Raw genomic sequence first — 22,374 nt, 5'->3', positions numbered from 1 at the left:
CTTTTGAGTGCAAAAGCCCTCAGTTACCTGAGGGCTTCGACATTGTACTTGAACTGGATTTACAAGAGGGATAAAAATTGTTTAGAAACGTTTTAACGCTTTACTTACAGTTCTGCAAATTCAGCAATTGGCTCGCGCCCTCTGAGCTCAAGAAAATCTAAGAACTGTCTTGTCGAGCTGGTAATGATTTTATCCATTGGCATCTCAATTTCTCGTAGGAGTTTTTCAGTCAGGTCAAATTTACCAATGGTGTCGTAAAAATGTGAGTCGCTGCCAGTTGTGATATAACCACCCGCAGCTTTTACGGCACGTGCTATTTCATAACAGCGTTCGACGCTCCCTACTCGGCTATGTCCTCTAAGGGTAGAGTTGTTAATCTCAATAGCCACATTATGCTTGGCCGCACATGCTGCAACCGCATCAAAGTCGAAATCAAAGTTCGGATTTCCCAAATGTCCAAGCGCATCAACGTCGCCACTCTCAATGACATTCAAAAGTGCCGTAGTATGTGCCTCTTTAGTCGACGGCTTAAACACCGGTTCATGGAAACTTCCAATAATCCAATCTAATGATTTATAGGAAGTTGGATGAACGTCAATGTTACCCTCAGTATCGAGTATGTTAGCTTCAACGCCCCGAATAATCGCAACTCCGGATAAAAATCGAGGAATTACACGTTGGTTTGAAAAGAACCAAAAGTGCGGCGCTCCCGGCATAGACTCAGCGTGGTCCGTAGTGCACAAGATCTCTAAGCCGTGGGCTTTTGCAGCTTCAGCGTTTTCTTTAATCGTGCTATAGGCATGACCACTCGCATAAGTATGGGTATGGGTATCCACCACAAGTTTCATTCTTCTCTCCTCGACATTTTTAAGCTAAAGACCAGTATCAATCAAAGATATTACAGTTTTTGAGTCTTACCTCTTTAAAAGAAGTCAATTGACCCGCGACCACTGTTAGGATCTTTGTTGCCACTCTTTTTCGATGGGGCTTTATTTGCTTGGTCTTTGCTTGAACCGTTTTTCTTAGACTTCTTTGAAGCTTCGTTATTCGCTTTACTCTGCTTCTTTCCAGCACTTGAGCTGTTGTTGCGACTTTTTTCTTTCTTTGCCTTATCTGACGAAGCCGCTTGCTTACTTGGTTTCGTTTCTTCTGGCTCCATCGGTGGTTGGTCACACACCACAACATAGTATTCTTGGTTGAATTCGAAAAAGTCACCATCATACATCTTGCGTCGCTTACGAGTTTCTAACTCTCCGTTTACCGCAACATAGCCTTCTGCAATAAAGTGCTTAGCTTCACCACCGCCACCAACTAAGTTGGCTACCTTGAACAATTTGTACAGTTCAATTGGATGACTTGATACTTCGATTCCAATCGCTTCAATTTCAATCTCTTCGCCTTCTTCGTAGTCGAAGTCTTCCGGCTCATTTACGTAATCTTGATTCATTGCTTTCATTACATGTGACTTTTCTCGCATTGTACTTGCTTGAGTCGGTACAAGCCATAAAAAGCCCCGCGATGGCACAATGTAGATCAGATAAGAATCGATTGACCGATCCTTCTGATGAGAGACAATCGGAAACCTGTTTATAGGTTTCCGATTTTTTATGTCTATTCAAAACTTCTTTGCCGACTTCCTCGAAGAAAACCCTGTCGATGTAGCTCAACTCACTACATTCTCTGAACACATTCCTGATGAGTGGGTCGCTAAAGCAGCCTCTCTGTCTGATAAAGCGACAATCCGTCGACGCCGATTACCGAGTGATATGGTTTTGTGGTTAATTGTTGGTATGGCTTTTTTCCGTAATGAACCCATTGCCGAAGTCGCACGGAGAATGAACGTCTGTGCAGACGGTTTGGCTGATGAAGAACTGTTGGCAAAGAGTGCTTTAACCCAAGCAAGGCAACGCTTGGGTAAAGCAGCACCTGAATGGCTATTTAGGCAATGTGGGAGAACGTGGGGGCTTGAGCGATACCCTGATGATACTTGGCAGGGCCTACAGGTTTTTGCTGTAGATGGTGCTCTTTTTAGAACAGCTGACACACCCGAACTAAGAGAACATTTTGGCTCTGGTAATACGTCTAGCAATAGACAAACCCCTCATCCAGTATTGAGGGTTGTGACCATGATGAACGTTCGCTCTCATGTCATCGTTGATGCTGCGATAAGCCCTTATCGCCGAGGTGAAATCCCTCTAGCGATGCCCTTTATCAACGCTTTACCAGACAACTCTGTGACATTACTGGACAAAGGTTTCTATGGAGCAGATTTACTCCTTTCTCTCCAAAGCAGTGGAATAAATAGACACTGGCTTCTCCCTGCAAAGAAAGGAGTCAAATATACCCTATTAGACGATAAAGAAAGCAGTGACATGCTTGTGGAAATGAAGACCTCACCGCAGGCTCGTAAGAAAAACCCTAATCTTCCTGAGAAATGGACTGTCAGGGCGGTCACTTACGAGGTCCAAGGTAAATCCAAGACGGTGTTTACCTCTCTTCCTAGAGATAAGTACGATGCTCAATCCGTGGCAGAGCTTTATCATGAAAGGTGGGAGATCGAATTAGGTTATCGTGACATCAAGAGTTCGATGCAACATAACGCTTTAGTGTTGAGAAGCAAAACAGTCGAGCTTGTCTATCAAGAGTTATGGGGACTGCTACTCGGTTATAACTTGGTGAGACGAGAAGCTAGTCAAGCCGCCGTTGAACACGGACGCTTACCTAATGAAATAAGTTTTAAGTATGCTTGCCAATTTATAGCCAGCCAGCTCAAAGTGATGAGTAAAGCGGTATCTTTAGGTAACACGCCGAAACGCCTAAAGAGCCTTCGAGGTGATTTGTCTATCCTCTTCATAGACAAACGCCCTAAGCCAAATCGGCCTAGGGCGGTAAAAATATCAAAAACCCGATACCCTGTTAATCGCAACGCAGCTCCTCTTAAGTGAACTACGTTGCCGCGATGGCAGGGCTTTTTTTACACAGCAAATAGGATTACGTCTTTGGCAGCTACCAGGTCAACGTTGAGCTTGTTGCAGATATCTGCTTTTTCACTGGATCGTTACCATCATACGTCCATATTTCCACTAAAAAGGTACCGACATGTTCAGCTGCGTTGAAAGATAGCTTCGCTTTACCAGAAGTCAGTGCTTGTGACGCCACTTTACTTTCGTACTTAGGCTCAACCTCTCCCGAGGCAAGCTCTTCGAACTCGGTATATACAGTGACAAAAGCTCTTCCACTTACATCGCTAGAAGCATCGATTGTTAGTGAATATTCCTCTATCGGTTGATAATCAAAGCTATCTGGTATTGATAAATCCTCCATTGTTCGAGCTACTGACACTGGTGTTGGCGCAGGCGCTGGTGTAGGTTCCGGTGCAGGTGCTACAGCCGGCGGAGTCTCTGCCGCAACACTACCACCTGAGCCACCATCACCGCCGCCGCCACCGCCACAGCCAACGACTAAACCTAGAGAAATAATTGATGTTACTGTTAGTGCTTTCATGACGCGTCTCCTATGGGATATAACATTTACCTGGGGTGGCGAATTGCGATTCGAACCAGTTTTGCGATTGTTCGCCACTAGATTCGGCATACGTTGCATATTCTGGGTACGCCTCTATCAAATCCGTATTCTCTGTCGGCCACTGCCATTGGTCATTGACTAGTAGAGCCCACGGTAAGTTTTCTGCTGTCTTGAAGTAGGTACCTGTTGCCGCATTACTGACATCTCGGCCTAAACCACTAAACATATCGGCGTCAAACTGCTCTGTCGGTTCGTAGTTAGGTAGGTGCACTTCCCACTTTCTACCCGGTTGGAAATAACCTTCACCATGGTAGTAACCTGGCGTAGCAAAGATGAACGGGTCGTAAGGCATGGCCATAAGAGATGTGGTGTCCGTACCATCGACGATGTTGACATGAAGAGTAAAGTTGAGCTGTACGTCTTCCTTCGCACAAGACAACAGGGTTCTGTGGAACTCACAGCTTTCAAGTTTGTACTCGGATGTGTCTTCGCTGATGATAAAGATTGCCTCATTCGAAATGGCTTCTAAACCACTACTCTCTGCTTGAACGTCATTCTTGATGAGACGAGTTGTTGCTGCGTCAACATCCGTTCTATTCAAACCTTTCAGACGAATAGCAAAACCATTATGGTAAGAAGCACCAACGGCTCCAAGATGACCTTCGATTTTCGATTTAACAACATTGTCGTCTCGTAGGATCTCCGTGATTCGGTAGCTAACAACGACATCATTCATGTCGTAGTCTGCTGTGTAAGGCCAGTTATCTTCATAAGCGACCGTGGCATAATCTGTCGCACTTGGGTAGTAACGCACAGACAACCCTTCACCTGTGACTGCTACCTCGTGATCCTCAACTTCGCCAGAAGTAGAACCACCGAAGTAATCTAGACCTGTTTGTTGACTGAAGCGGAATCGACTCCAAGTAGTACCGATAAATGCGGCTGCATCAACTGTAAAGATAAGATCGTTGTTACCTGCGTCGAGTAGTTGGTCTGCAAATACCTGCTCGCCATCATCTGCAAAATCGCCATCTTGGTTCCAGTCAAACCATGCAGACAAATATCCCGAGGTTGACGCATTTACGCGGACGATGCTATCCAGACCTGGTTCGATAGCCGTCACGAAGCCAACACCATTTTCGTCATCAATCCCAGTCTCGTCATCGGCGAGATTATTAGCTCTGCCGTCTTGGTCGCCATCAGGTGCTGAATCACCTAGCCATGTTGAGCCATCCAACTCATGTCGAGGGCCATTATCGGCGAGTTTGGTTTGGTAAGTAGTAGGCGCGTCACCGAAGTCGATGTTAGAGTCCTCATCGATAACCGGTGCGTTTGCACAGCGAGCACCATCGTTTTGACTAGAATTAGGACCATCGGCGAACTTCACTGCAGGAACAACACCATTGGCTATGTTTGTGGCGTTACCCTCTGACAAATCAATGCGGTATATCTGACCATCTTGGTTGCGAGCAACATAATAGTAGCCGTCGACGTCAAAATACCCTGCTCCGAACGTCCCTTTCTCACCCGTGTCACCAATGTAAGTTTCTTGTCCTGTCGTTGGATCAAACGAGTAAAGACCACCAGAATTGTTATCGATTCCGTAGAGTTTGTTATCACGTGGGTGGAATGCAAAATCAGTGAGGTTAACGACTGCTCGGGTTGTCACACGTGTAACAGGCAAGACAGCGCTCGCGTCGTTATCAAGAGGAGTCAAGTCAATCGTGAACAGACCTTTCCCCTTACGGTACATGTAATAAACACTTTCATACACATCCCCAACGTAAAAAGTATGGTCAGTTGGCAGCCCTGAAGTATTAACGATCTCTGCTTGAAAATCTTGACCAAGGCGCACCACTTGTTTGTTCGTTGTGTCGTAGCCGTATACGTAACGACCATTGAAGTCGAACCCTACACCATTGATGTTAGCTGCCAATCCGGTATCGCCTTGAAGAAGACTCGTAGACCCCGTTACTAGGTTAACGCCATAAACCTTCACAGGATTAGCTTGAAATAGGTAGGCTTTGCTCGGGCATGTGTCGAATGCCGCTGCATAACTGTTAACTGCAAACAGCGATGACGCTAACCCGCCTCCAAAAATGGTAAGTGCCTTTAATTTGTGTGTTAGTACCATGTCTCTGTCCCTTTGCTGATGGCTTGGAACTAAGGTTACAAAACACGTGCCAACTATTTAGTTACTATTTATCAGACACTTAACGATAATACGAGCTTGTTTATCATTATGAGAATCAATTTGAAGCGTTCTGAGTCTGAGTTTTTTGACTGTGAGAATAATACCATTGCTTCAATAATGGGTAGGCTGCTGGAATACCGTTTCCTACAACAATAAGACAGACGCCAGCTAATTGGCTCGACGTGAATGTCTCATCAAATAGAGTTAACTGGAAAATAGCAGCAAACACTAAGTTGGTGTAAATGAGCGGCGCGACTTGTGTGTTAGTCAATGCGCTCTTGTATGCTTTGTATCTGAACACTTGTGTATTGATGATCATCACCGTTAACACTGCAATAGCGACATACATGATGGTAGATATGTCACGGATACCATAATTAACACCTATGGTCTGATGAAATATCACAGCAAAAGGTATTAAGAAGATACCCGCGATTAAGAACGTCCATGCGTTGTTCTCAACTCCCGACATCTCTCCTTTTGAAGCTCGATGTAGGCTCAACTGAGAACCTGCGTTAAACACCCCTGACAATAACCCAATAACCAGTTCTGGCTTGAAAGTGAAACCTGAAGGGTAACCAGTTAGGAAAATCACACCAATAAACGTAAACAGTAATGCCGTGATAGTTCGAGCAGTGAGCTTAATGTTGTATAGGCACTTCTCGAACAGCGCGATAAACAGAGGACCAGTACCGAATAACACGACACTTTCGATTAATGACAGTTTCCCCAACGCATAAATAAAGCACAACTGACAAGCTGCGATGCTAAACGCGCGTATCGCTAACACTTTACGCATCGATGTGGGAGGTAATCGCAAACCTGTTATTGTAAGGATAACAAACAGAATAACGGCAGGAACTAAGAATCGAATCAGAGCCAGATCGACAGCAACAAGATAATTCGCTAAATACCCAGTTATCAAACCTGTTACGGACAAACTTAGGGTAGACGATAACATATAGCTCATAGCAATGGTTGACTGGCTCGCTTTCATCGATACATCTCGAAAAATTCAAATCATAATCGCATTATAGTGATACGTTTCTCTGAAAAATAACGAGTTTTAGTTAAGCTTAATGTAAGTTTTACTAACAGATAAACACTATGAAGCAACACGTTGCATTAAAGTCTCTTTATTCTTTTGTTGCCGTCGCAGAGCTAGGTAGCATGACTTTAGCCGCAGAGCACTTGTTCGTAAGTCACTCAGCCGTAAGTCAAAGCATTAAAAGTCTAGAATCTCAACTTAATACCAAGCTGTTCCATCGTGTAGGCCGGCGCGTCGAACTCACAAAAGAAGGAAAGAATTACTACAGAGATGTTGGCCCCGCGTTAGAGCAAATCGTGAAAGCAAGCGAGGCGCTTCTTAACAATCATAACGACGAGCGCCTGACGATTAACATGGTTAACTCATTAGCGCTTCACTGGTGGATTCCCCGTGTCGAAGACTTACAAAAAGAAATTCCATCGCTAGATGTTCGAATTTCTAACTTAATTGGTCCGTTCGACTTAGAGCGTGAGGGGGTCGATGTCGCCATAGTCCATGGCAAGATCGATGATTGGAGTGATTATTACAGTGAAAAGCTTGGAGACGATGAGTTAGTTATGGTATGCAGTCCCTCAATAGCCAAATCTCATCCAAAGGATGACGTAGAAGGACTTTTAGAGAGATATCCAAGTATCTGGGTGACTAACGATCGACGAAAACACGATTGGGACTTATGGTGTAAAGCCCATAACATTTCATCACCTAGTAAACATGGAACACTCAAATTCAACGCGTCAGTACAAGCCATTCACGCCGCAATAAGAAGCTTGGGCTTACTGGTGACACATAGGTTATTTATTAAAGACGAGGTTGAAAACCAGTTTTTAATCGAGATAGGCAGTCCGGTTGTCAACCCTCATCAGGAATATCACTTTGCTTGTCTACCTGAACGGTTAAAGCTGGAGAGCACACTCGCACTGAGACGATGGCTTAAGAAGGAGTTTAGTGAGTAGACATAGCATAGTGTTCGAGCGCTTTATCAAAACGCGCAGTTACCTGTATTTTCTTTAAGTACAGTTTTACGCGGATAATTTATAGACATACGCCTGTAATTAAATGCCTGATAGGCTTTACTATCTGAGCCAAGCTCATACAATGTGCACAAAATTCTAAGTTAAAGGTTTTCACTCATGTCTATCCAATGGTTTCCAGGTCACATGCACAAAGCGCGTAAAGAGATCGAAGAAGTCATCCCACAAGTTGACGTTATCATTGAAGTTCTCGACGCACGTATCCCTTTTAGCAGTGAAAACCCAATGATTTCCGAGCTTCGTGGTGATAAACCCGTAGTGAAGGTATTGAACAAACGAGACTTGGCGGATCCTGAAAAAACTGAATTATGGATTGAACACCTAGAGAAAGAGCAAGGTGTTAAAGCGATGGCGATCACGACCTCAAACCCTCAAGAGGTAAACAAGATCCTCGATCTGTGTCGTAAACTCGCGCCGCACCGTGAAGAGATCGGTAAAAATATTCGCACCATGATTATGGGCATTCCAAACGTAGGCAAGTCCACCATCATCAACACACTTGCAGGTCGTACAATTGCGGTTACAGGCAACCAGCCAGCGGTAACTCGTCGTCAACAACGAATTAATCTACAAAATGGCATTGTACTTTCTGATACTCCAGGGATCCTGTGGCCTAAAGTTGAAAACCCACACAGTGGCTTCCGCCTAGCGGCGACAGGTGCAGTAAAAGATACCGCTATTGAATATGATGAAGTCGCGTTTTATACGGTAGAGTATCTTGCAGCAGTCTACCCAGAGCGTTTAAAAGAGCGCTACCAAATCGACGAAGAACTCCCTGAGTCTGATCTGGAGATCATGGAGTTGATTGGTCGCAAGCGAGGTGCTCTCCAATCGGGTGGACGAGTCAACCTACACAAGGCGTCAGAAATATTACTTCACGAACTTCGCAACGGTACTTTGGGTCAGTTAACGCTCGAGCTTCCTGAGATGATTACAGAAGAGCTTGTTCAAGTTGAGATCGAAGCCGCCCGTAAAGCGGAAGAAAAAGCAAAGAAGAAAGAAGAGCGCCGCAAGCGGTATTTGAAGAACAAACGCTAGTTCGTTACAAAGCCTGCAAATCAATGCAGGCTTTGTTTTATTGGTTGATTCTAAGTTAAAGGAGTGTCGGATTTAACTTCCACAAGCTGAAGTTGAGGAAAGCCGCAAAACTTACCCAAGCCAGATACGGCAACAGCAAATATGACGCAATACGACTAATTTTGTGAAACACGACAATACAACTCGAAATCATCAATATTAGCGCCAAGATCACAAGAAATGCCCCTTGACCAGTACCCCAAGCAAAAAACATCCAGCTCCATAAGCCATTGAGAACAAGCTGTACGGAGAACAACACCACAGCAGTTCTCACTTCAAACTGGTCTCTTCGAGAGCAAACCAGCCACACAGAAAGAGCCATAAAAGCGAAAAGCACCAGCCATACAGGACCAAACAACCAGCCTGGTGGTGCCCAGACTGGCTGCGATAATGCCGCATAAAACGCTTTACTTTGTAATGAAGCTGCAGCCCCAACTGCCGACGCTGCATAACACAATACAGCCCAACCAAACAGTTCGCCAAATTTCTTTGAAGTGCTCACTCAACACTGCCTTCGAGATGAAATAATGTTAACAATACACGAGCTATACCGATGGTCTATCAATATTTATTCTAACTCGGAATTTCGGACATAACTTCTGGTTTTTCGGCAAGTGCGAAATAACTAATGTATATATTTCAATTTGATAGTGTTAGCTTCTTAGACATTACTCAATGGTTACTCTGAGGATAAATTCCTACAGTTAACGGGGTCAATTAAAGGTATGAAGGCTCGTTGTAGATATCAATTGCAGAGTAGCTTACGCTTTCAAAATCAATATCACCTAAGGACACCTTACGAATTTTAGGGTTATTGACGGTTCTGTAATAGTATGCCTTGCTCTGGATATCAACGACGTTGCCATAACCAATCATCTGAGAGTTTTCCGATACCCATAACCAATACATCGTCGAAGGTACGATTTCCATGGCGTTCAAGATAGAAAATGCTCTACCAAGTCCATTATTTCGACGATCATCGTCCGCCCCCCGATGTTTGTATTCCTCGTTTATCATAGCCAGGTGCGAAAATCGCATATCAGAGCCAGAATCTAACTTATTAAAGATATCAACCGTTTCATCAGTTCTCGCTTTAGCTTGAGTAACATAGGACTGTGCAATCTCTAGTTGCTCAGGGTAAGTGGGATCGTTGGTCATCACGCCTATTTCATTATCATAAATAGTCGGATAACCGGTTCCATCAGTATACTCAACGACAATCGCTCTGTGTTTATCGCGAATAGCGTAGTGCATGCCAACAGTGAGATCATGAGCGACTTTGATCGATGTTGTCTCTACCTTAACTGCGTTCAGCAGTGCTACCGCATCGTCCACAGATTTTGCATTCGACAATATGTAACCTACAACCTCTAGATAATTAATGTCACCTTGACCCTCTTCAAGGTAGCTAGACTCAAGCAAGGCTAATGACTCGATATTGACGCCATATTCATTTAACCCTGATGAAATCCATTCTGTCTCGGCGTGTCGCATACCGACGAAGCCAACAGGACCTGACTTTCCGTTGATATCATGATTACGCGGCACGGTGACAAAGTGTTCACCCATAAAGTCAGGGGCTTCCATCGTGCGAGATACAAATGCTTCGCCATTTACTTCGAAGGTTGAATACGAACAAGCGTTAACTACCGCCGATACGCCCATCGTGATTACGCCCGTCGCAAGAGCTGTATAGAGTTTGTTTTTCATAAGAGCACCTAATTGGTTAGTTCCAAACCCTTCCATGGTTCTTTTCCTTAGCAAGCTCATTATGAACATATAAGACCTGTCGATATAATCACATTAGACAAGTAATTCTTGTCTATGCTTTACTTAGGTACCTCAATTAATTATGAGACGGCTATGAACTTCTCACTCTCTCAACTTCAAGCATTCGTGGCAACGGTAGAGCTAGGTAGCTTTAAGCAAGCGGCAATATCACTCAATAAACGCGGTCAAGCGATTGCTCAACTAGTCTCTACTCTAGAGGATAGTTGTCAGGTACAGCTGTTTATAAGACATACGCGAAGGTTGGAGCTCAGCGTACAAGGTAAGAAACTCTATCGGTACGCGAAAAGAGTTGTGAATACTGTGGAGGTAATGAATCAAACGCTCATCGATGTTCTGCACGAGATACCTGACTCATTTTCAGTCGCTATCGACAATACACTGATATGTGATGAGATTATCGAAGCTTATATGGCGGTACTAATAGAATACCCATCTATAGACCTTATCGTAAAAACCGGCGGTACCAATGATGTTGTTGATTGGGTCGCAAACGGTGACGTTGAAATGGGATTAGTATTTTCTCCGATGAGGTCTCTAGATGGAATGCTTAATGTCCCCATTTTTAGTTTTCCTGTCGTCGACGTTGCATCCCCAAAGTTTCTAAATTCCGGTGCGGTTGTACAAGAGGAAGAACTGGAAGGTTACGCTCAAATTGTACCTGAGTTTGTTTGTGGTTCTAGCCATGAAAGTCTTTATGTCATTTCAGACAAAATTATTCGTACCAACGATCTACAGAATGCGGTCGGAATGTTGACGCATTGCCAATCATGGATGCGCGCACCTTTGTACGTTGTTAAACCGTACTTAGATAATCACCAACTCAACGCTTTCTCCATCCAAGGTGCGAGCCAAAACATCTGGTTTGCTGAGCTCATCTATAAGAGTGAAGAAACCATCTCGGTTGCCGGCGACTTGTTTACTCAAAAAATACAAGCTTTAGATACCCTATTCCAAGACAAAGGTAACTAGAATGACCTAATGCTGCCGCTATAAACAATAAAACCTTGTGCTATGAAACTCGCTCTTACAGTAGTGACATGTCATCGTACAAAATAACATCAAAGTTATGGATTAGATGAAAACACTTCACAGGATGCCAATTACTTATTACTGAAACCGCTATGAAGAGAACGAAAAACTATGAAACGCAAGCAAGGTTCAACACACTCTAAACGACAAAAACACTATACTCATAAAGCTGAGTTCTCGGTTCACCATCACAACAAAGCGTCTGCAGAAAAGTGTCTTCGTTTTCTATACGAAGAGCTCAACGCATACAAAAAGACTTATAGCCAAGAAACTATCTACCAAGCAACACAAGGGTGTTTAACATTACCAGGGATTGTCGGTACCCAAGGAGTCCGTTTCTGTATGATTTCAGCAAGAATGCTGTTACTGATTAGTCGTGGTGTCGACCACTACGAAAGGCGTGAATATGAAAGACTGTTCCAAATGACAAGAACGTTTGCTTATCACAAAAGCACCCTTACGGGTCAAAGCAAGCAAGATATCTTACGCGACACTATTTGAACCATCGTCTTGCTAACACTGGGACGTGGCTCCCTCCACTTTGTTTTTTGACAAATTTTCGCGAGCCAAACCTTCTAGCCTCCAGTATTATCAACGGAGTGCTCATCGTCAATGAATTGACTATCTGCTGTGATGTCAGCTAGCACTTCTTTTGTACCGTCTACCTCTATTGGCTTTGCCCCTTTTTTGTTCCTGAGTATGGTTTTATGACCAACTTTACTCAGTCCCTTTCCCTTCTTTCTGAGATTCCAGCGCGTAAGTTCATGTAGAGACTTCACTCAAAAAGTACCTCGATCAATGTGATGAACACTAAAAAAACCTGACGCGACTATACGATTCGCGACCAAAAACTAAGAAACGCATTGAACTCAATTTCAGTAAGGTTTGCAATTTAGCATCTATTGAAAGACCTCATAGAACTTAAACACTAAGGCGCCAGCTAACAGCTTTGGTGAACACTAGATAGCTCATCACTTTAACTAGGGTTCAAACAATCCCAACATTCAAACTGACTAAGTTTCTGTTAAGATAGTCATTCTTTTCACCTACACAGTGTCAATTGTGAGCATTCTTGGTCAACTTCGCCTTCAATGGGCCAACAAAACATTTAACTACAGCGTTCTTATACTTTTTGCATTGCTTGGGGTGGTGATTCCCGCTTGGTATTTGGACCAGCAAACCTGGGTAACACCTTTAATCTTGGGTGTCATAGCAGCGGCTCTTGCAGAAAGTGATGAAAGTTTCACAGGGCGGATTAAAGCGCTAGTTATCACCTTAATTTGCTTTGCTATCGCTTCGTTCTCAATAGAACTACTCTTCGATACACCTTGGCTATTCGCGATCGGACTTTTCCTTTCGACGTTAGTATTCGTGCTTCTTGGCGCAATCGGCCCTCGATACACCAGCATTGCTTTTGGCTCTTTGCTCGTCGCGATCTACACCATGCTTGGCGCACATGAGAGTACCAACCTTTGGATGCAACCCGCGCTTTTACTCGGTGGTGCATCTTGGTATTACTTAGTGTCAATCATGTGGAACAGTGTTTGGCCTTTGCAACCGGTACAACAAAGTCTCTCTAATGTGTTTAACGAGTTGAGTCTCTACTTGGACGCTAAAAGAAATCTCTTTCATCCTACTCGAGACCTAATACCTCAGCCACACCGACTAAAAGAAGCGAGTTTGAACGCGTGCACTGTGTTTGCGTTGAATGAATGCAAAACGACTTTACTGAATCGCTCGAAGCGCGGGCATGTTGACGGACCTAGTGACCGCTTCTTACAGGTCTATTTTATCGCACAAGATATTCACGAACGCGTGAGTTCAAGCCACTATCGCTATCAAGAATTAGCGACACAATTTTCTCACTCTGATGTGCTATTTCGATTTAAACACTTATTGGAGATGCAGTCGAAAGCGTGTAAGGAAATCGCCTTAGCTTTAAAGCTTGGTAATGAGTATTCCCATAGTAATGATTCTTTGGTTGCGCTTGTAGAGCTTCAAGATTCTATTGAGTATCTACAGCAGCAAAATGTTGAAGAATGGAAACCTCTGTTACTTCAAATTCAGTATCTATTTAATAACCTAGCAACAGTTGAAAAGCTTCTGAGTAACGTCAACAATCCTGACATCATGTCTCATGATGACAGTGCATTAGATGACACTAATGCTCATACCCCACTTGCGATGTGGCGCCGTGTTAAGTCAGCTTTTTCTCTTGACTCTATGTTGTTAAGGCATGCTATTCGCTTGGCTTGCGCACTCACGCTCGGCTATGGAATTATCCAGTTTTTCGACTTGGAAAGAGGCTATTGGATACTTCTCACTACCCTTTTTGTCTGTCAACCCAACTACAGTGCTACTCGCAAAAAACTTACGGCTCGTATTGCAGGTACGATAGTCGGGCTTTTGGTTGGCGTACCACTACTGACTCTGTTCCCATCGACAGAAAGCCAACTGGTGCTATTAGTGATCTCCGGTGTGATGTTCTTTGCTTTTAGGATCAATAATTATGGATACGCTACAGGCTTTATTACCGTGCTGGTCCTACTCTGTTTTGATCAGCTCGGAGAGGGTTATGCGGTAGTTTTACCAAGGTTGATGGACACTCTCATTGGCTGTGCTTTGGCTGTATGTGCGGTGTACTTTATCCTGCCCGACTGGGAGTCTAAACGTATCTCCAAGATCATGACCAACGCCTTGAAAACCAATCGTCTCTACCTAATGCAGATTATTGGTCAATATCGCGTGGGTAAAAAAGACGACCTAGCCTATAGAATAGCAAGGCGCGACGCTCACAACGCGGATGCTAATTTATCTAAAGCGATTTCGAATATGCTTGCAGAGCCAGATAGGTATCAATTACCTGCAGACGAGTGCTTTCGATTCTTAACGTTAAACCACGCCCTGCTTAGTTACATCTCTGCGCTAGGTGCACATCGTCAAAGACTAGAAGACGAGTCTATACACCTGCTTGTCCTAGAGGCTCATCGAAGTATCAATCAACATATTGAAGTGATTGAAGCAAATCTAGGCGACAATTTAGAAGACATCACTCATACAACGGTTGACCAGTTTGATATCCATCGACGTCTCTCCGAATGGCGCGACGAAGACGATCGTTCTGCGCGCATGGTGTTGCAACAGTTACATCTAATTTATCGAATGTTGCCTGAATTTCAGACCCTATCGTCTAGTCTCAAGCAGACAAATGCACTAGAAGACAAAGCAACCGAAAGCTAGCTCTTCAGATTTTGCTGACGTGAATCTTTGCGTCAGCATGACTTTTCTTACAGAGTGATTAACGCTCTCTTACAATCCTCGGACAAAAATCACACTATTAATTTATAGAATACCCAAATAGCGATTCATCATTGATGAACGAAAGGAACTCTAACCGCTTTACATTATATTAACCATGATGCGTATTTACGGTGATTCCATGCCAACACAACAATTTGAGAAACTTCGAGAGCAACTAAAGCAACTATCTCCTCAGCAACTTAAAATGCTGCAAGGTGAGATTTCTAGTAAGCTTCAACCAAGCTCTGATAGCTTGCTTAGTGAAGAAGAGCTCTCAGCACTGTCTCAATTGTTTCGTTAATCACTCGCAGTGACCGATATTCACCTATTCCCTCCCTGTACAGTAATCGGTTCAAAATCTACACGTCTGTAATAAGATGTCACAGAACTTTAAGGCCACGCCTTGTATCTCTGTGCTATGCGGGTAGAATCCCCCTTCAAATTGATTGACTAAGATCGACATGCCTAAAGTAAACCTTCACAAGCGCGACTACCTAAACAACTTAGGGACCGAACTCGATATGTCTGAGTTCGAAAGCAAGTTAGCGCCCAAGTTTGATTCTCCAGCGAAGCGCGTCAATCGCAGCCCTTATCTGAATCAACGTAACATCGATTATCGTTGGAAGACTCTGAATAACCCTAGCGCACAAGCACAGCTTCTCGATCCACATTCAGAAGCTCAAATGGAAGCTTACGAGAAAAATATCGAGTTCTTTATTGGCACTTTAAAGATGCCTATCGGAACCGCAGGACCGCTCAGAATCAACGGTCTCTTTGCACAAGGCGACTATCAAGTACCCCTTGCCACAACGGAGGCAGCCCTTGTTGCATCATATAACCGTGGAGCAAACCTTATTACTGCGGCAGGCGGTACAAGTGCAATGCTGCTTAACGAAGGGGTAACGCGAACCCCTGGTTTCGCGTTCAAATCGTTAGTAGAAGCCGGTCAGTTTGTCGCTTGGCTTGTGACTCAATTCGACCATTTTAAGCAGTTAGCAGAATCAACCACCTCACATGGAAAACTGAGTGATGTGAGTGTGAACATCGAAGGTAATCATGTTTACTTAGTCTTCGAATATCTAACTGGCGATGCTTCTGGTCAAAACATGGTGACTATCGCAACCAATGTCGTGTTCAACTACATCTTAGAGCACACGCCAATCGAACCCGACTATGCATTTCTTGACGGAAACCTCTCGGGAGACAAAAAGGCAAACTCTCAAACTCTGAGAAGTGTCCGAGGTAAAAAAGTAACCGCAGAGGTCACTATTCCAGCCGAACTCGTCGAGAAGTATCTGCATACCACTCCAGAGAAAATGGCACAGTTTGGACAGATGACAACGGTCGGTGGCACGTTAAGCGGTACCATCGGTATCAATGCTCATTATGCAAATGCTCTTGCCGCACTCTACATTGCTTGCGGTCAAGACGCTGCGTGCGTCGCCGAATCCGCCATAGGTATGACTCGAATGGAAGTGACGGCAAAAGGTGGGCTTTATGCCAGCGTGACACTGCCAAACTTGATGGTAGGCACGGTTGGTGGAGGTACCGGGTTACCAAGTCAAAAAGCCTGCTTAGATCTTCTTGGTTTATATGGCTCAGGAAAATCTCAAGCACTTGCCGAAGTCGCTGCCGGACTCTGTCTAGCCGGGGAGCTTTCAATTGTCGGTGCGTTCTGTGCAGGGCACTTTTCAAGAGCGCATCATAAGTTGGCTAGATAATTGTTTGTCGAACAAACCAGAGGGCGCTAATGCGCCCTCTTTTTTTGTCTATCGACTACGCCTCTAGGACAATCAATTATGCTGCGCGATAGTGAAATTGTTGGAAATGTTTTAGCGCTTCGTTCAATGACTTCTCTTTGATCGGTTTTACTATCACAAAATCAGCGCCTACGGCAAAAAACGCCTGACGGGTTGATGTTTGATTGTCGGCCGTACAGGCATAAATAGGTAACGACTTATCGATATCTTGGCGTATCTTCTTAGTAATTTCGATTCCCGAAACCGAAGGCAGTTGATTATCCATAAGCACTAGATCAAAGCTCATTTGGTCTATGTAATCGAGAGCTTCTTGCCCATCTTTCGCCCACATAACCCGCATTCCGTACTTTTCACAGAAGGCTTTTGCAATGAACGCGTTCGTGTGGTTGTCCTCTACCAATAACACCATTAACTCACGATTAAACAAATCGAAGTCAATTTCTGTCTCTTCAGCAATCGTCTGTTCTGATTCCTCTACGATGTCTATTGGCAAATTTATCTTAAACTGTGTCCCCTCTCCGACTTCACTCTGTATTTGGATGTCGCCGTCCAATATCGTGACTAGATTTCGAACGATTGCTAACCCCAAGCCACTGCCACCGTACTCTCTGGTTAGAGTAGATTCTGATTGAACAAACGGATCGAATATTTGTTCAAGTTGATTACTACGGATCCCAATACCCGTATCTTCCACTTGTATATGGAGCTCGGCCGTTTCCTCTGAACGTTGATGGGATAGCAGAAAAGAGACTTTGACCTCTCCTTTGTGAGTGAACTTAATGGCGTTGCTCACTAGATTAAATAGTATCTGATTTAGGCGGACTTGATCTGTGAACAACACTGTTTCTTGAGGCAATTGATTGTCGATAACGAGTTCAATGCTTTTTTCGTCACAGAGTGGTCGATAGATGCCATCCAAAGCGTTAGCAACTTCTTTGAAGCTAAAGTTATGTTTTTCTAGCTTAAAGCTACCATTTTCTATCTTTGAGAAATCAAGTATGTCGTTAAGCACAGCAAGCAGATGCTCACCACTGTTACACAAAACGTCAATCTGCTCTTGATATCGAGTTTCCTTCGCCTCTTTCTTTAGAAGTTGAGAAATACCTAAGATGCCGTTAAGTGGCGTTCTTATCTCATGGCTCATTTTTGCCATAAACTCGGTACGGGCAACAGCAGCGCGTTCAGCTTCCACTCTGGCCTTAGCACTTTGTTTCTCTGCTTCAACAAGCTTGGTAATATCCTGGCCTTGCGACAGTACGAGCTTTTTATCTTTGCGAGTCTGAATTGACGACAGGTTCCAGCGGTAAACCATATCATCAATGGGTACGTCTATACCGGTAATGGTTACGCCATGATTGGCTTTAATTACATGTTGTTCCATCGCTTCAACAAATGTTGTAAACGATGACCCATGATCACGGTCTGGCCCGGGCTGTATTCCTAGTGCTTTTCTCGCAGCAGGGTTAATTTGGAGTATCGTTGAATCTTCAGTCCAAACGATGATTGGAGATAAAGAAAAGTTAAACAAATCTTGGAACAGCTTTTCTTGTTCTGAAAGCCGCTCAAACGTTTGGCTAAGCGTTTTTCCTATGTGGTTAAACTCATGTATTGCAGAACCACTGAATCGCTCAAACTTCTGTGTATCCCCAGCAATCTTTGTATACACCATGAGCTTAGCAAGCTCTTTGGTGACTTTACGATTTAACCAACGCCTAGTGGCTACTGATGCTACTGCAATGACGACAACGGATAGCAAGATCGAAAATAGATAACTGTTACGCAGCGCCAAGACGCCTGGGTTTCGTTGTATAGAGTAAACAGTGATATCTGAAGGCTGGCTGCCGATGAATAAAGGGGTTTCTGTCACCAAGATTTTATTCAAATCCATCTTACCATTTTCAATCCCCTCCAACGCTGATTCCGCGGTGTAATTATCATCGGAGGAGATAGAAGAGGCAATAATGTCAGCTCCGAACGTCAGTACAACGTCATCACTATTGCTACCCCTCAAAAGACTTGTGAGCAGACCTGCATTATCATCTAAAATAACACCAGCAGACAGATGACCAAACACTTCTCCGGAGCTTCTATCAACAATTGGTGTACGACGAAGTAAAATATGCCGCTCTCCCAACTGAGAATCGGTAGAAACCGTCGTCCAGCTATTGGTTTTACTGGCTGCAACATTCATTGCTGATAAGCTGTTTTCTTCAAGCCCGTAAAACAACGCATTGCCGTCGTCCCACACAATGTTTGAGTTGGTTGTGATGTATCGAAAGTCCGGTGTATGGGTTGGCTGCAAGTTATCTTCACGAAGAAAAAAATAGTCAAGTGACTCAGCATCACGCGATTGGAAGAAGTTCTCTACCGCATCACTTTTCGCATTACTGTCTTGTAAAATTTGCAATGTCGCTAAGCGATAATTGAAGTAGTTCACTACTAGAGCGCTCGTTTGACGAGAGCTTCTTTGGACTTCTTCTCTCACTATATCGCGACTTAGGTACCAGCTTTGCACCAGCATCCCTATTGTAAACAGACCCACTACCCAAATTACGGTCCGAGTAATTAAGGTTGCTAGAGTTTTCCTGTTGTTAAAGTCAGTTAAAGGCATAACAATCTATTGAGTCTTGTTAGCGATCTGAATAACGAAACGCTCTTTCTTTGAGAGCCTCGATTTTTTCAGCCGAATCGGTACTTGTCACCAACTCAAAATTACCCGAATACACTAAAGGCACTTCCTTATCTTCTAGATCCCACTTGATCGCTTCTGCCATCGCTACTCCTGTATCATCATTCATTCTCATGACGGTTACATCAAGTTCACCATTTTGAATGGCTTCTAACTCAGCGGAGCCTCCGCCCCAGCCGTTTACCACCACATCTTTACGATCCAATTCGTTCAAGGCATCGGCTGCTCCAAGAGCTACGTCGGTAGAGCATGCGTAGATAAAATTCACGTTTGGATGTTGTTTTAAGGTATTCAATGCTGCTTCACGGCCACTGTCTCGACTCGCTTTGGTGTAGTATGACGTAGCTAAGGAAAAACCATTAAGCTTGTCCATCTCTTGAATAAACGTCCCCCCTCGAGCGTCACTCACGTAGCCTTCTGAAAAATACAGCACTGAGTAATCTGCTTTGTCGCCATTAAAACGCTCCTTGAAGTAATCAGCGAGCAATAGACTGCCTTTCACGTGGTCAAATCCAACATACATGAACGGAGGATTCTCTGACCAACTCTTTAGAGGCGTGGTGATATTTTGCAGTATGAGCTTAGTATCGGTCGCATGCAGAACGTGTTCGATGAATTTACGGTGCCGAGAGGTATCAAGCGTAAAGATCAAATAACCGGACTTGTTTTTGACCGCTTCCATCAATGACACACTTTGCTGTCTAAAATCATCATTGGGTCTTGTGAAGACTTGGTTCAGCTCATACTCCACACCCAGTTCTTCTAATCTGGTTTCAAACGCTTTGATGTTTCGAACCCAATAATCAGACACTTGTTGGCCAGGATAAACCACGGATATAGTGATTGGTTTACTTTGTTTTACAGAGAGCGGCATAGGACCTTTAGACACTGCTAATTGCAGTTCATCAGTTAAGGCCTTTTGCTCAGGATGAGCTTCTAAATAATGTTGATAGTTCCAATAATCAGACAGGAAAGTATTTGCATGGGTTGTTAGTACAGGCGTTCCCAGCAACATAGAGATAAAGAAAGTATGAAATTTGCGCATCGGATCTATACATTTTTGTGTTTAAGAACAAGTGTATACAATAGATTTGAATTCAGCCAGCAACGATCCTTATTCCATACCATTTAATGCAAAAGATTGCTGACGTAAGACCAGTTCTTCTTTGCGCTTCTTCGTTAACTTCTTAATCGCTATCTCTGTTTTTAAGGCGCTACTTTTATCACGTTCTTGTTGGCTCCAAACCAATGTTAAAGGCCCTCGCCCTCTCAACGCCTTCGCACCTTTTCCCATTTGATGTTGATTAAAGCGGCGCTCGAGATCATTGGTAATCCCGCAATAGAGCTTGTTCTCTGCGGTGCGTATTAAATACACATACCAAGGTGGATTTAAACTTGCTTGAGTCATATCGATACGATTCAGATGGACGTAGAATCGGCGGCATCATATGCCGCCAGTTCAAATTACAGCAGTGAATTGACCAGTGACTTGAGCTCATTCAGCTCTTGCTTAAGCGCTTCCACTTCATTCTCTAATGACTCGATACGAGCCTGGGTTGGTGTTGAAACCGTCTGGCTTGCTCCAGCGGCGGCTTCCTGTGTAAGTTGCTCAACATCGACTGCACCACTAAATAGATGCATGTATCGAGATTCACGCTTGCCCGCTTCGCGTGGCAGTTTCACTACGAGCACTCCACTATCGCGTGAAGCCATTGAATCAAGAACAGCTTCGACTTCTTTAACGTCAGTAAAATTACAAAGCCTGTTGGTACGAGTGCGGATTTCGCCTGGAGTTTGTGCACCACGCAATAGCATGCAGCAAACAATGCCTTTTTCCTGTGCTGTCAGCTTGAGATCGCCAAACTCAGTATTGCAGAACCTATGTTGGAACTTAGAAGCTCTGCTATTGAATCCACTCTCATCACTTACTAGGCGGCGATCGATAAGCGCCGTTACGGCATCTTGAACTTCGGCATCCGTTAAGCTCAGCACTGGATCGCGGTTACTTTTTTGATTACATGCTGTCGTCAGACTGTTCAGGGTCAGAGGGTACTGGTCTGGAGTAGTGACTTCTTTTTCAATAAGACAGCCGATTACTCGAGCCTCAACCAAGGATAATTCTATATTCATTGTTCTATTCCTTTGTAGTCCGATACATTGTCACACAGATTAAGCTTAGTGTTCCGAGAGAAAAGGGACTCGGATCATTTTTCCATCTTGGTCTATCATTACAACCTTACTGCGATTGAGCTCAACCTCGACAACCTCTAGCTTACTGCGCTCGTTAATGTACGCACCTTTAAGTTTGTCTTTAGGTGTCGGCTTGTCCTCGCTAGGGAAGACAATCTCACTAATCGGTTCAGTTGAAGATTTTGATAACAGTGACATGGTTTACATTGCGATTTATTACTTTGGTGTGTCGAAATCATAGCGCTATTTAAGAGTGCAACTCAATCGTTTCTTTAACTGAGTGGTGACAATATAAGCAATAGCCAGAGAGTATTGATCTAAGGGCTGTTATCAATGAGATTGTTGTGCTTTAATCAAGCCAGATATCAACACGAATTAGGAAAGGATTATGAGTAGCGTATTTGAAATCGTTGCGCAGGCGCGCCGCAAAAACAAATTAAAACGTGAACTACTAGACAACGAAAAGAAAGTTCGAGACAACCGTAAGCGTGTCGACCTTCTAGAAAATTTGATGGATTACATCAAGCCAGAGATGACACACGACGAGATCGTTACCATCATCAAGAACATGAAAGCAGACTACGAAGACCGCGTTGATGACCACATCATCAAGAGCGCTGAGATTTCAAAAGCTCGCCGTGACATCAGCCGTCGTATCCGTGAGCTAACTGAAGAAGACAAACAAATGGTACAAGGTAAGAAGTAATTTCTACCTAACGAATGCCTAAAGCCTGCAAACG

The 22,374-nt window shown here is 43.9% G+C and carries 21 protein-coding genes and 2 pseudogenes; 9 read left to right on the top strand and 14 right to left on the bottom strand.

The window, feature by feature from the left end:
• Positions 1 to 104: 104 nt before the first annotated feature.
• From J4N45_RS27360 to J4N45_RS22750, 3 genes and pseudogenes are all read right to left on the bottom strand, one after another.
• A pseudogene (locus J4N45_RS27360) lies at positions 105 to 185 on the bottom strand (phosphatase); the annotation flags it as partial.
• Positions 171 to 848 (bottom strand): annotated as a pseudogene (locus tag J4N45_RS22755) (phosphatase); the annotation flags it as partial. The pseudogenes J4N45_RS27360 and J4N45_RS22755, both read right to left, overlap by 15 nt.
• 74 nt (positions 849 to 922) lie before the next feature.
• Positions 923 to 1,447 carry an RNA-binding S4 domain-containing protein gene (locus J4N45_RS22750; protein WP_252017228.1) on the bottom strand — a complete coding sequence of 175 codons (525 nt, stop codon included), beginning with the start codon at positions 1,445 to 1,447 and terminating at the stop codon, positions 923 to 925.
• A 160-nt stretch (positions 1,448 to 1,607) separates the two neighbouring features.
• Here J4N45_RS22750 and J4N45_RS22745 point away from each other — a divergent pair, with 160 nt between their 5' ends.
• Positions 1,608 to 2,945 carry an IS4 family transposase gene (locus tag J4N45_RS22745; protein WP_252012245.1) on the top strand — a complete coding sequence of 446 codons (1,338 nt, stop codon included), beginning with the start codon at positions 1,608 to 1,610 and terminating at the stop codon, positions 2,943 to 2,945.
• Between the two features lie 61 nt (positions 2,946 to 3,006).
• Here the strand turns inward: J4N45_RS22745 and J4N45_RS22740 are convergent, their stop codons facing one another.
• The 3 genes from J4N45_RS22740 to J4N45_RS22730 form a co-directional block, all read right to left on the bottom strand.
• Entirely contained in the window at positions 3,007 to 3,504 is a 498-nt protein-coding gene (locus J4N45_RS22740) for a hypothetical protein (RefSeq protein WP_252017180.1), read from the bottom strand.
• A gap of 10 nt (positions 3,505 to 3,514) precedes the next feature.
• Positions 3,515 to 5,659 (bottom strand): LruC domain-containing protein, encoded by a 2,145-nt coding sequence (locus J4N45_RS22735; RefSeq protein WP_252017179.1) that lies wholly within the window; start codon positions 5,657 to 5,659, stop codon positions 3,515 to 3,517.
• 115 nt (positions 5,660 to 5,774) lie between these two features.
• Entirely contained in the window at positions 5,775 to 6,716 is a 942-nt protein-coding gene (locus J4N45_RS22730; RefSeq protein ID WP_252017178.1) for a DMT family transporter, read from the bottom strand.
• Positions 6,717 to 6,826: 110 nt separating this feature from the next.
• On the opposite strand from J4N45_RS22730, the gene J4N45_RS22725 reads away from it, so the two are divergent.
• Both J4N45_RS22725 and ylqF read left to right on the top strand, forming a co-directional pair.
• Positions 6,827 to 7,720, top strand: a complete 894-nt coding sequence (locus J4N45_RS22725) for a LysR substrate-binding domain-containing protein (RefSeq protein ID WP_252017177.1) — start codon at positions 6,827 to 6,829, stop codon at positions 7,718 to 7,720.
• A 177-nt stretch (positions 7,721 to 7,897) separates the two neighbouring features.
• The gene (ylqF, locus tag J4N45_RS22720) at positions 7,898 to 8,836 is read left to right on the top strand and encodes a ribosome biogenesis GTPase YlqF (protein ID WP_252017176.1); all 939 of its coding nucleotides are present in this window, start codon (positions 7,898 to 7,900) and stop codon (positions 8,834 to 8,836) included.
• A 55-nt stretch (positions 8,837 to 8,891) separates the two neighbouring features.
• On the opposite strand, the gene J4N45_RS22715 is transcribed toward ylqF, so the two are convergent.
• Positions 8,892 to 9,377, bottom strand: a complete 486-nt coding sequence (locus J4N45_RS22715; protein WP_252017175.1) for a TspO/MBR family protein — start codon at positions 9,375 to 9,377, stop codon at positions 8,892 to 8,894.
• A gap of 215 nt (positions 9,378 to 9,592) precedes the next feature.
• Positions 9,593 to 10,585, bottom strand: a complete 993-nt coding sequence (locus J4N45_RS22710; RefSeq protein WP_252017174.1) for a linear amide C-N hydrolase — start codon at positions 10,583 to 10,585, stop codon at positions 9,593 to 9,595.
• Positions 10,586 to 10,738: 153 nt separating this feature from the next.
• Here J4N45_RS22710 and J4N45_RS22705 point away from each other — a divergent pair, with 153 nt between their 5' ends.
• Together J4N45_RS22705 and J4N45_RS22700 are read left to right on the top strand one after the other, a co-directional pair.
• On the top strand, positions 10,739 to 11,635 hold the full coding sequence (locus tag J4N45_RS22705) for a LysR family transcriptional regulator (protein ID WP_252017173.1): 897 nt from the start codon (positions 10,739 to 10,741) through the stop codon (positions 11,633 to 11,635).
• Between the two features lie 171 nt (positions 11,636 to 11,806).
• A complete protein-coding gene (locus tag J4N45_RS22700; RefSeq protein ID WP_252017172.1) occupies positions 11,807 to 12,196 on the top strand; it encodes a hypothetical protein in 390 nt (129 codons plus the stop codon).
• A 74-nt stretch (positions 12,197 to 12,270) separates the two neighbouring features.
• Here the strand turns inward: J4N45_RS22700 and J4N45_RS22695 are convergent, their stop codons facing one another.
• Positions 12,271 to 12,474: a hypothetical protein gene (locus J4N45_RS22695; protein WP_252017171.1), complete on the bottom strand. Its 204-nt coding sequence runs from the start codon at positions 12,472 to 12,474 to the stop codon at positions 12,271 to 12,273.
• Positions 12,475 to 12,757: 283 nt separating this feature from the next.
• On the opposite strand from J4N45_RS22695, the gene yccS reads away from it, so the two are divergent.
• The 3 genes from yccS (at position 12,758) to J4N45_RS22680 (ending at position 16,716) form a co-directional block, all read left to right on the top strand.
• The gene (yccS, locus tag J4N45_RS22690) at positions 12,758 to 14,935 is read left to right on the top strand and encodes a YccS family putative transporter (protein WP_252017170.1); all 2,178 of its coding nucleotides are present in this window, start codon (positions 12,758 to 12,760) and stop codon (positions 14,933 to 14,935) included.
• A gap of 199 nt (positions 14,936 to 15,134) precedes the next feature.
• Positions 15,135 to 15,296, top strand: coding sequence for a hypothetical protein (locus J4N45_RS22685; RefSeq protein WP_234496816.1), 162 nt, complete (start codon positions 15,135 to 15,137; stop codon positions 15,294 to 15,296).
• 160 nt (positions 15,297 to 15,456) lie between these two features.
• Positions 15,457 to 16,716, top strand: a complete 1,260-nt coding sequence (locus J4N45_RS22680) for a hydroxymethylglutaryl-CoA reductase (protein WP_252017169.1) — start codon at positions 15,457 to 15,459, stop codon at positions 16,714 to 16,716.
• A 76-nt stretch (positions 16,717 to 16,792) separates the two neighbouring features.
• Here the strand turns inward: J4N45_RS22680 and luxQ are convergent, their stop codons facing one another.
• The 5 genes from luxQ to J4N45_RS22655 form a co-directional block, all read right to left on the bottom strand.
• Positions 16,793 to 19,366, bottom strand: coding sequence for a quorum-sensing autoinducer 2 sensor kinase/phosphatase LuxQ (luxQ, locus tag J4N45_RS22675; protein ID WP_353505894.1), 2,574 nt, complete (start codon positions 19,364 to 19,366; stop codon positions 16,793 to 16,795).
• A gap of 19 nt (positions 19,367 to 19,385) precedes the next feature.
• Positions 19,386 to 20,489, bottom strand: coding sequence for an autoinducer 2-binding periplasmic protein LuxP (locus tag J4N45_RS22670; RefSeq protein WP_503058220.1), 1,104 nt, complete (start codon positions 20,487 to 20,489; stop codon positions 19,386 to 19,388).
• Positions 20,490 to 20,558: 69 nt separating this feature from the next.
• Positions 20,559 to 20,852 (bottom strand): GIY-YIG nuclease family protein, encoded by a 294-nt coding sequence (locus tag J4N45_RS22665; RefSeq protein WP_252017168.1) that lies wholly within the window; start codon positions 20,850 to 20,852, stop codon positions 20,559 to 20,561.
• A 56-nt stretch (positions 20,853 to 20,908) separates the two neighbouring features.
• Positions 20,909 to 21,574, bottom strand: a complete 666-nt coding sequence (locus tag J4N45_RS22660; RefSeq protein WP_252017167.1) for a YceH family protein — start codon at positions 21,572 to 21,574, stop codon at positions 20,909 to 20,911.
• Positions 21,575 to 21,619: 45 nt separating this feature from the next.
• Positions 21,620 to 21,832 carry a hypothetical protein gene (locus J4N45_RS22655; protein ID WP_252017166.1) on the bottom strand — a complete coding sequence of 71 codons (213 nt, stop codon included), beginning with the start codon at positions 21,830 to 21,832 and terminating at the stop codon, positions 21,620 to 21,622.
• A 190-nt stretch (positions 21,833 to 22,022) separates the two neighbouring features.
• Here J4N45_RS22655 and J4N45_RS22650 point away from each other — a divergent pair, with 190 nt between their 5' ends.
• On the top strand, positions 22,023 to 22,340 hold the full coding sequence (locus J4N45_RS22650) for a DUF496 family protein (RefSeq protein WP_006072802.1): 318 nt from the start codon (positions 22,023 to 22,025) through the stop codon (positions 22,338 to 22,340).
• The last annotated feature ends 34 nt before the right edge of the window (positions 22,341 to 22,374 follow it).

This window comes from Vibrio sp. SCSIO 43140 (assembly GCF_023716585.1).
In the GTDB taxonomy this organism is placed as follows: Bacteria; Pseudomonadota; Gammaproteobacteria; order Enterobacterales; family Vibrionaceae; genus Vibrio; species Vibrio maritimus_B.
The sequence above is the reverse complement of the archived record's forward strand: the minus strand, read 5'-3'. Positions and strand labels throughout refer to the sequence as shown.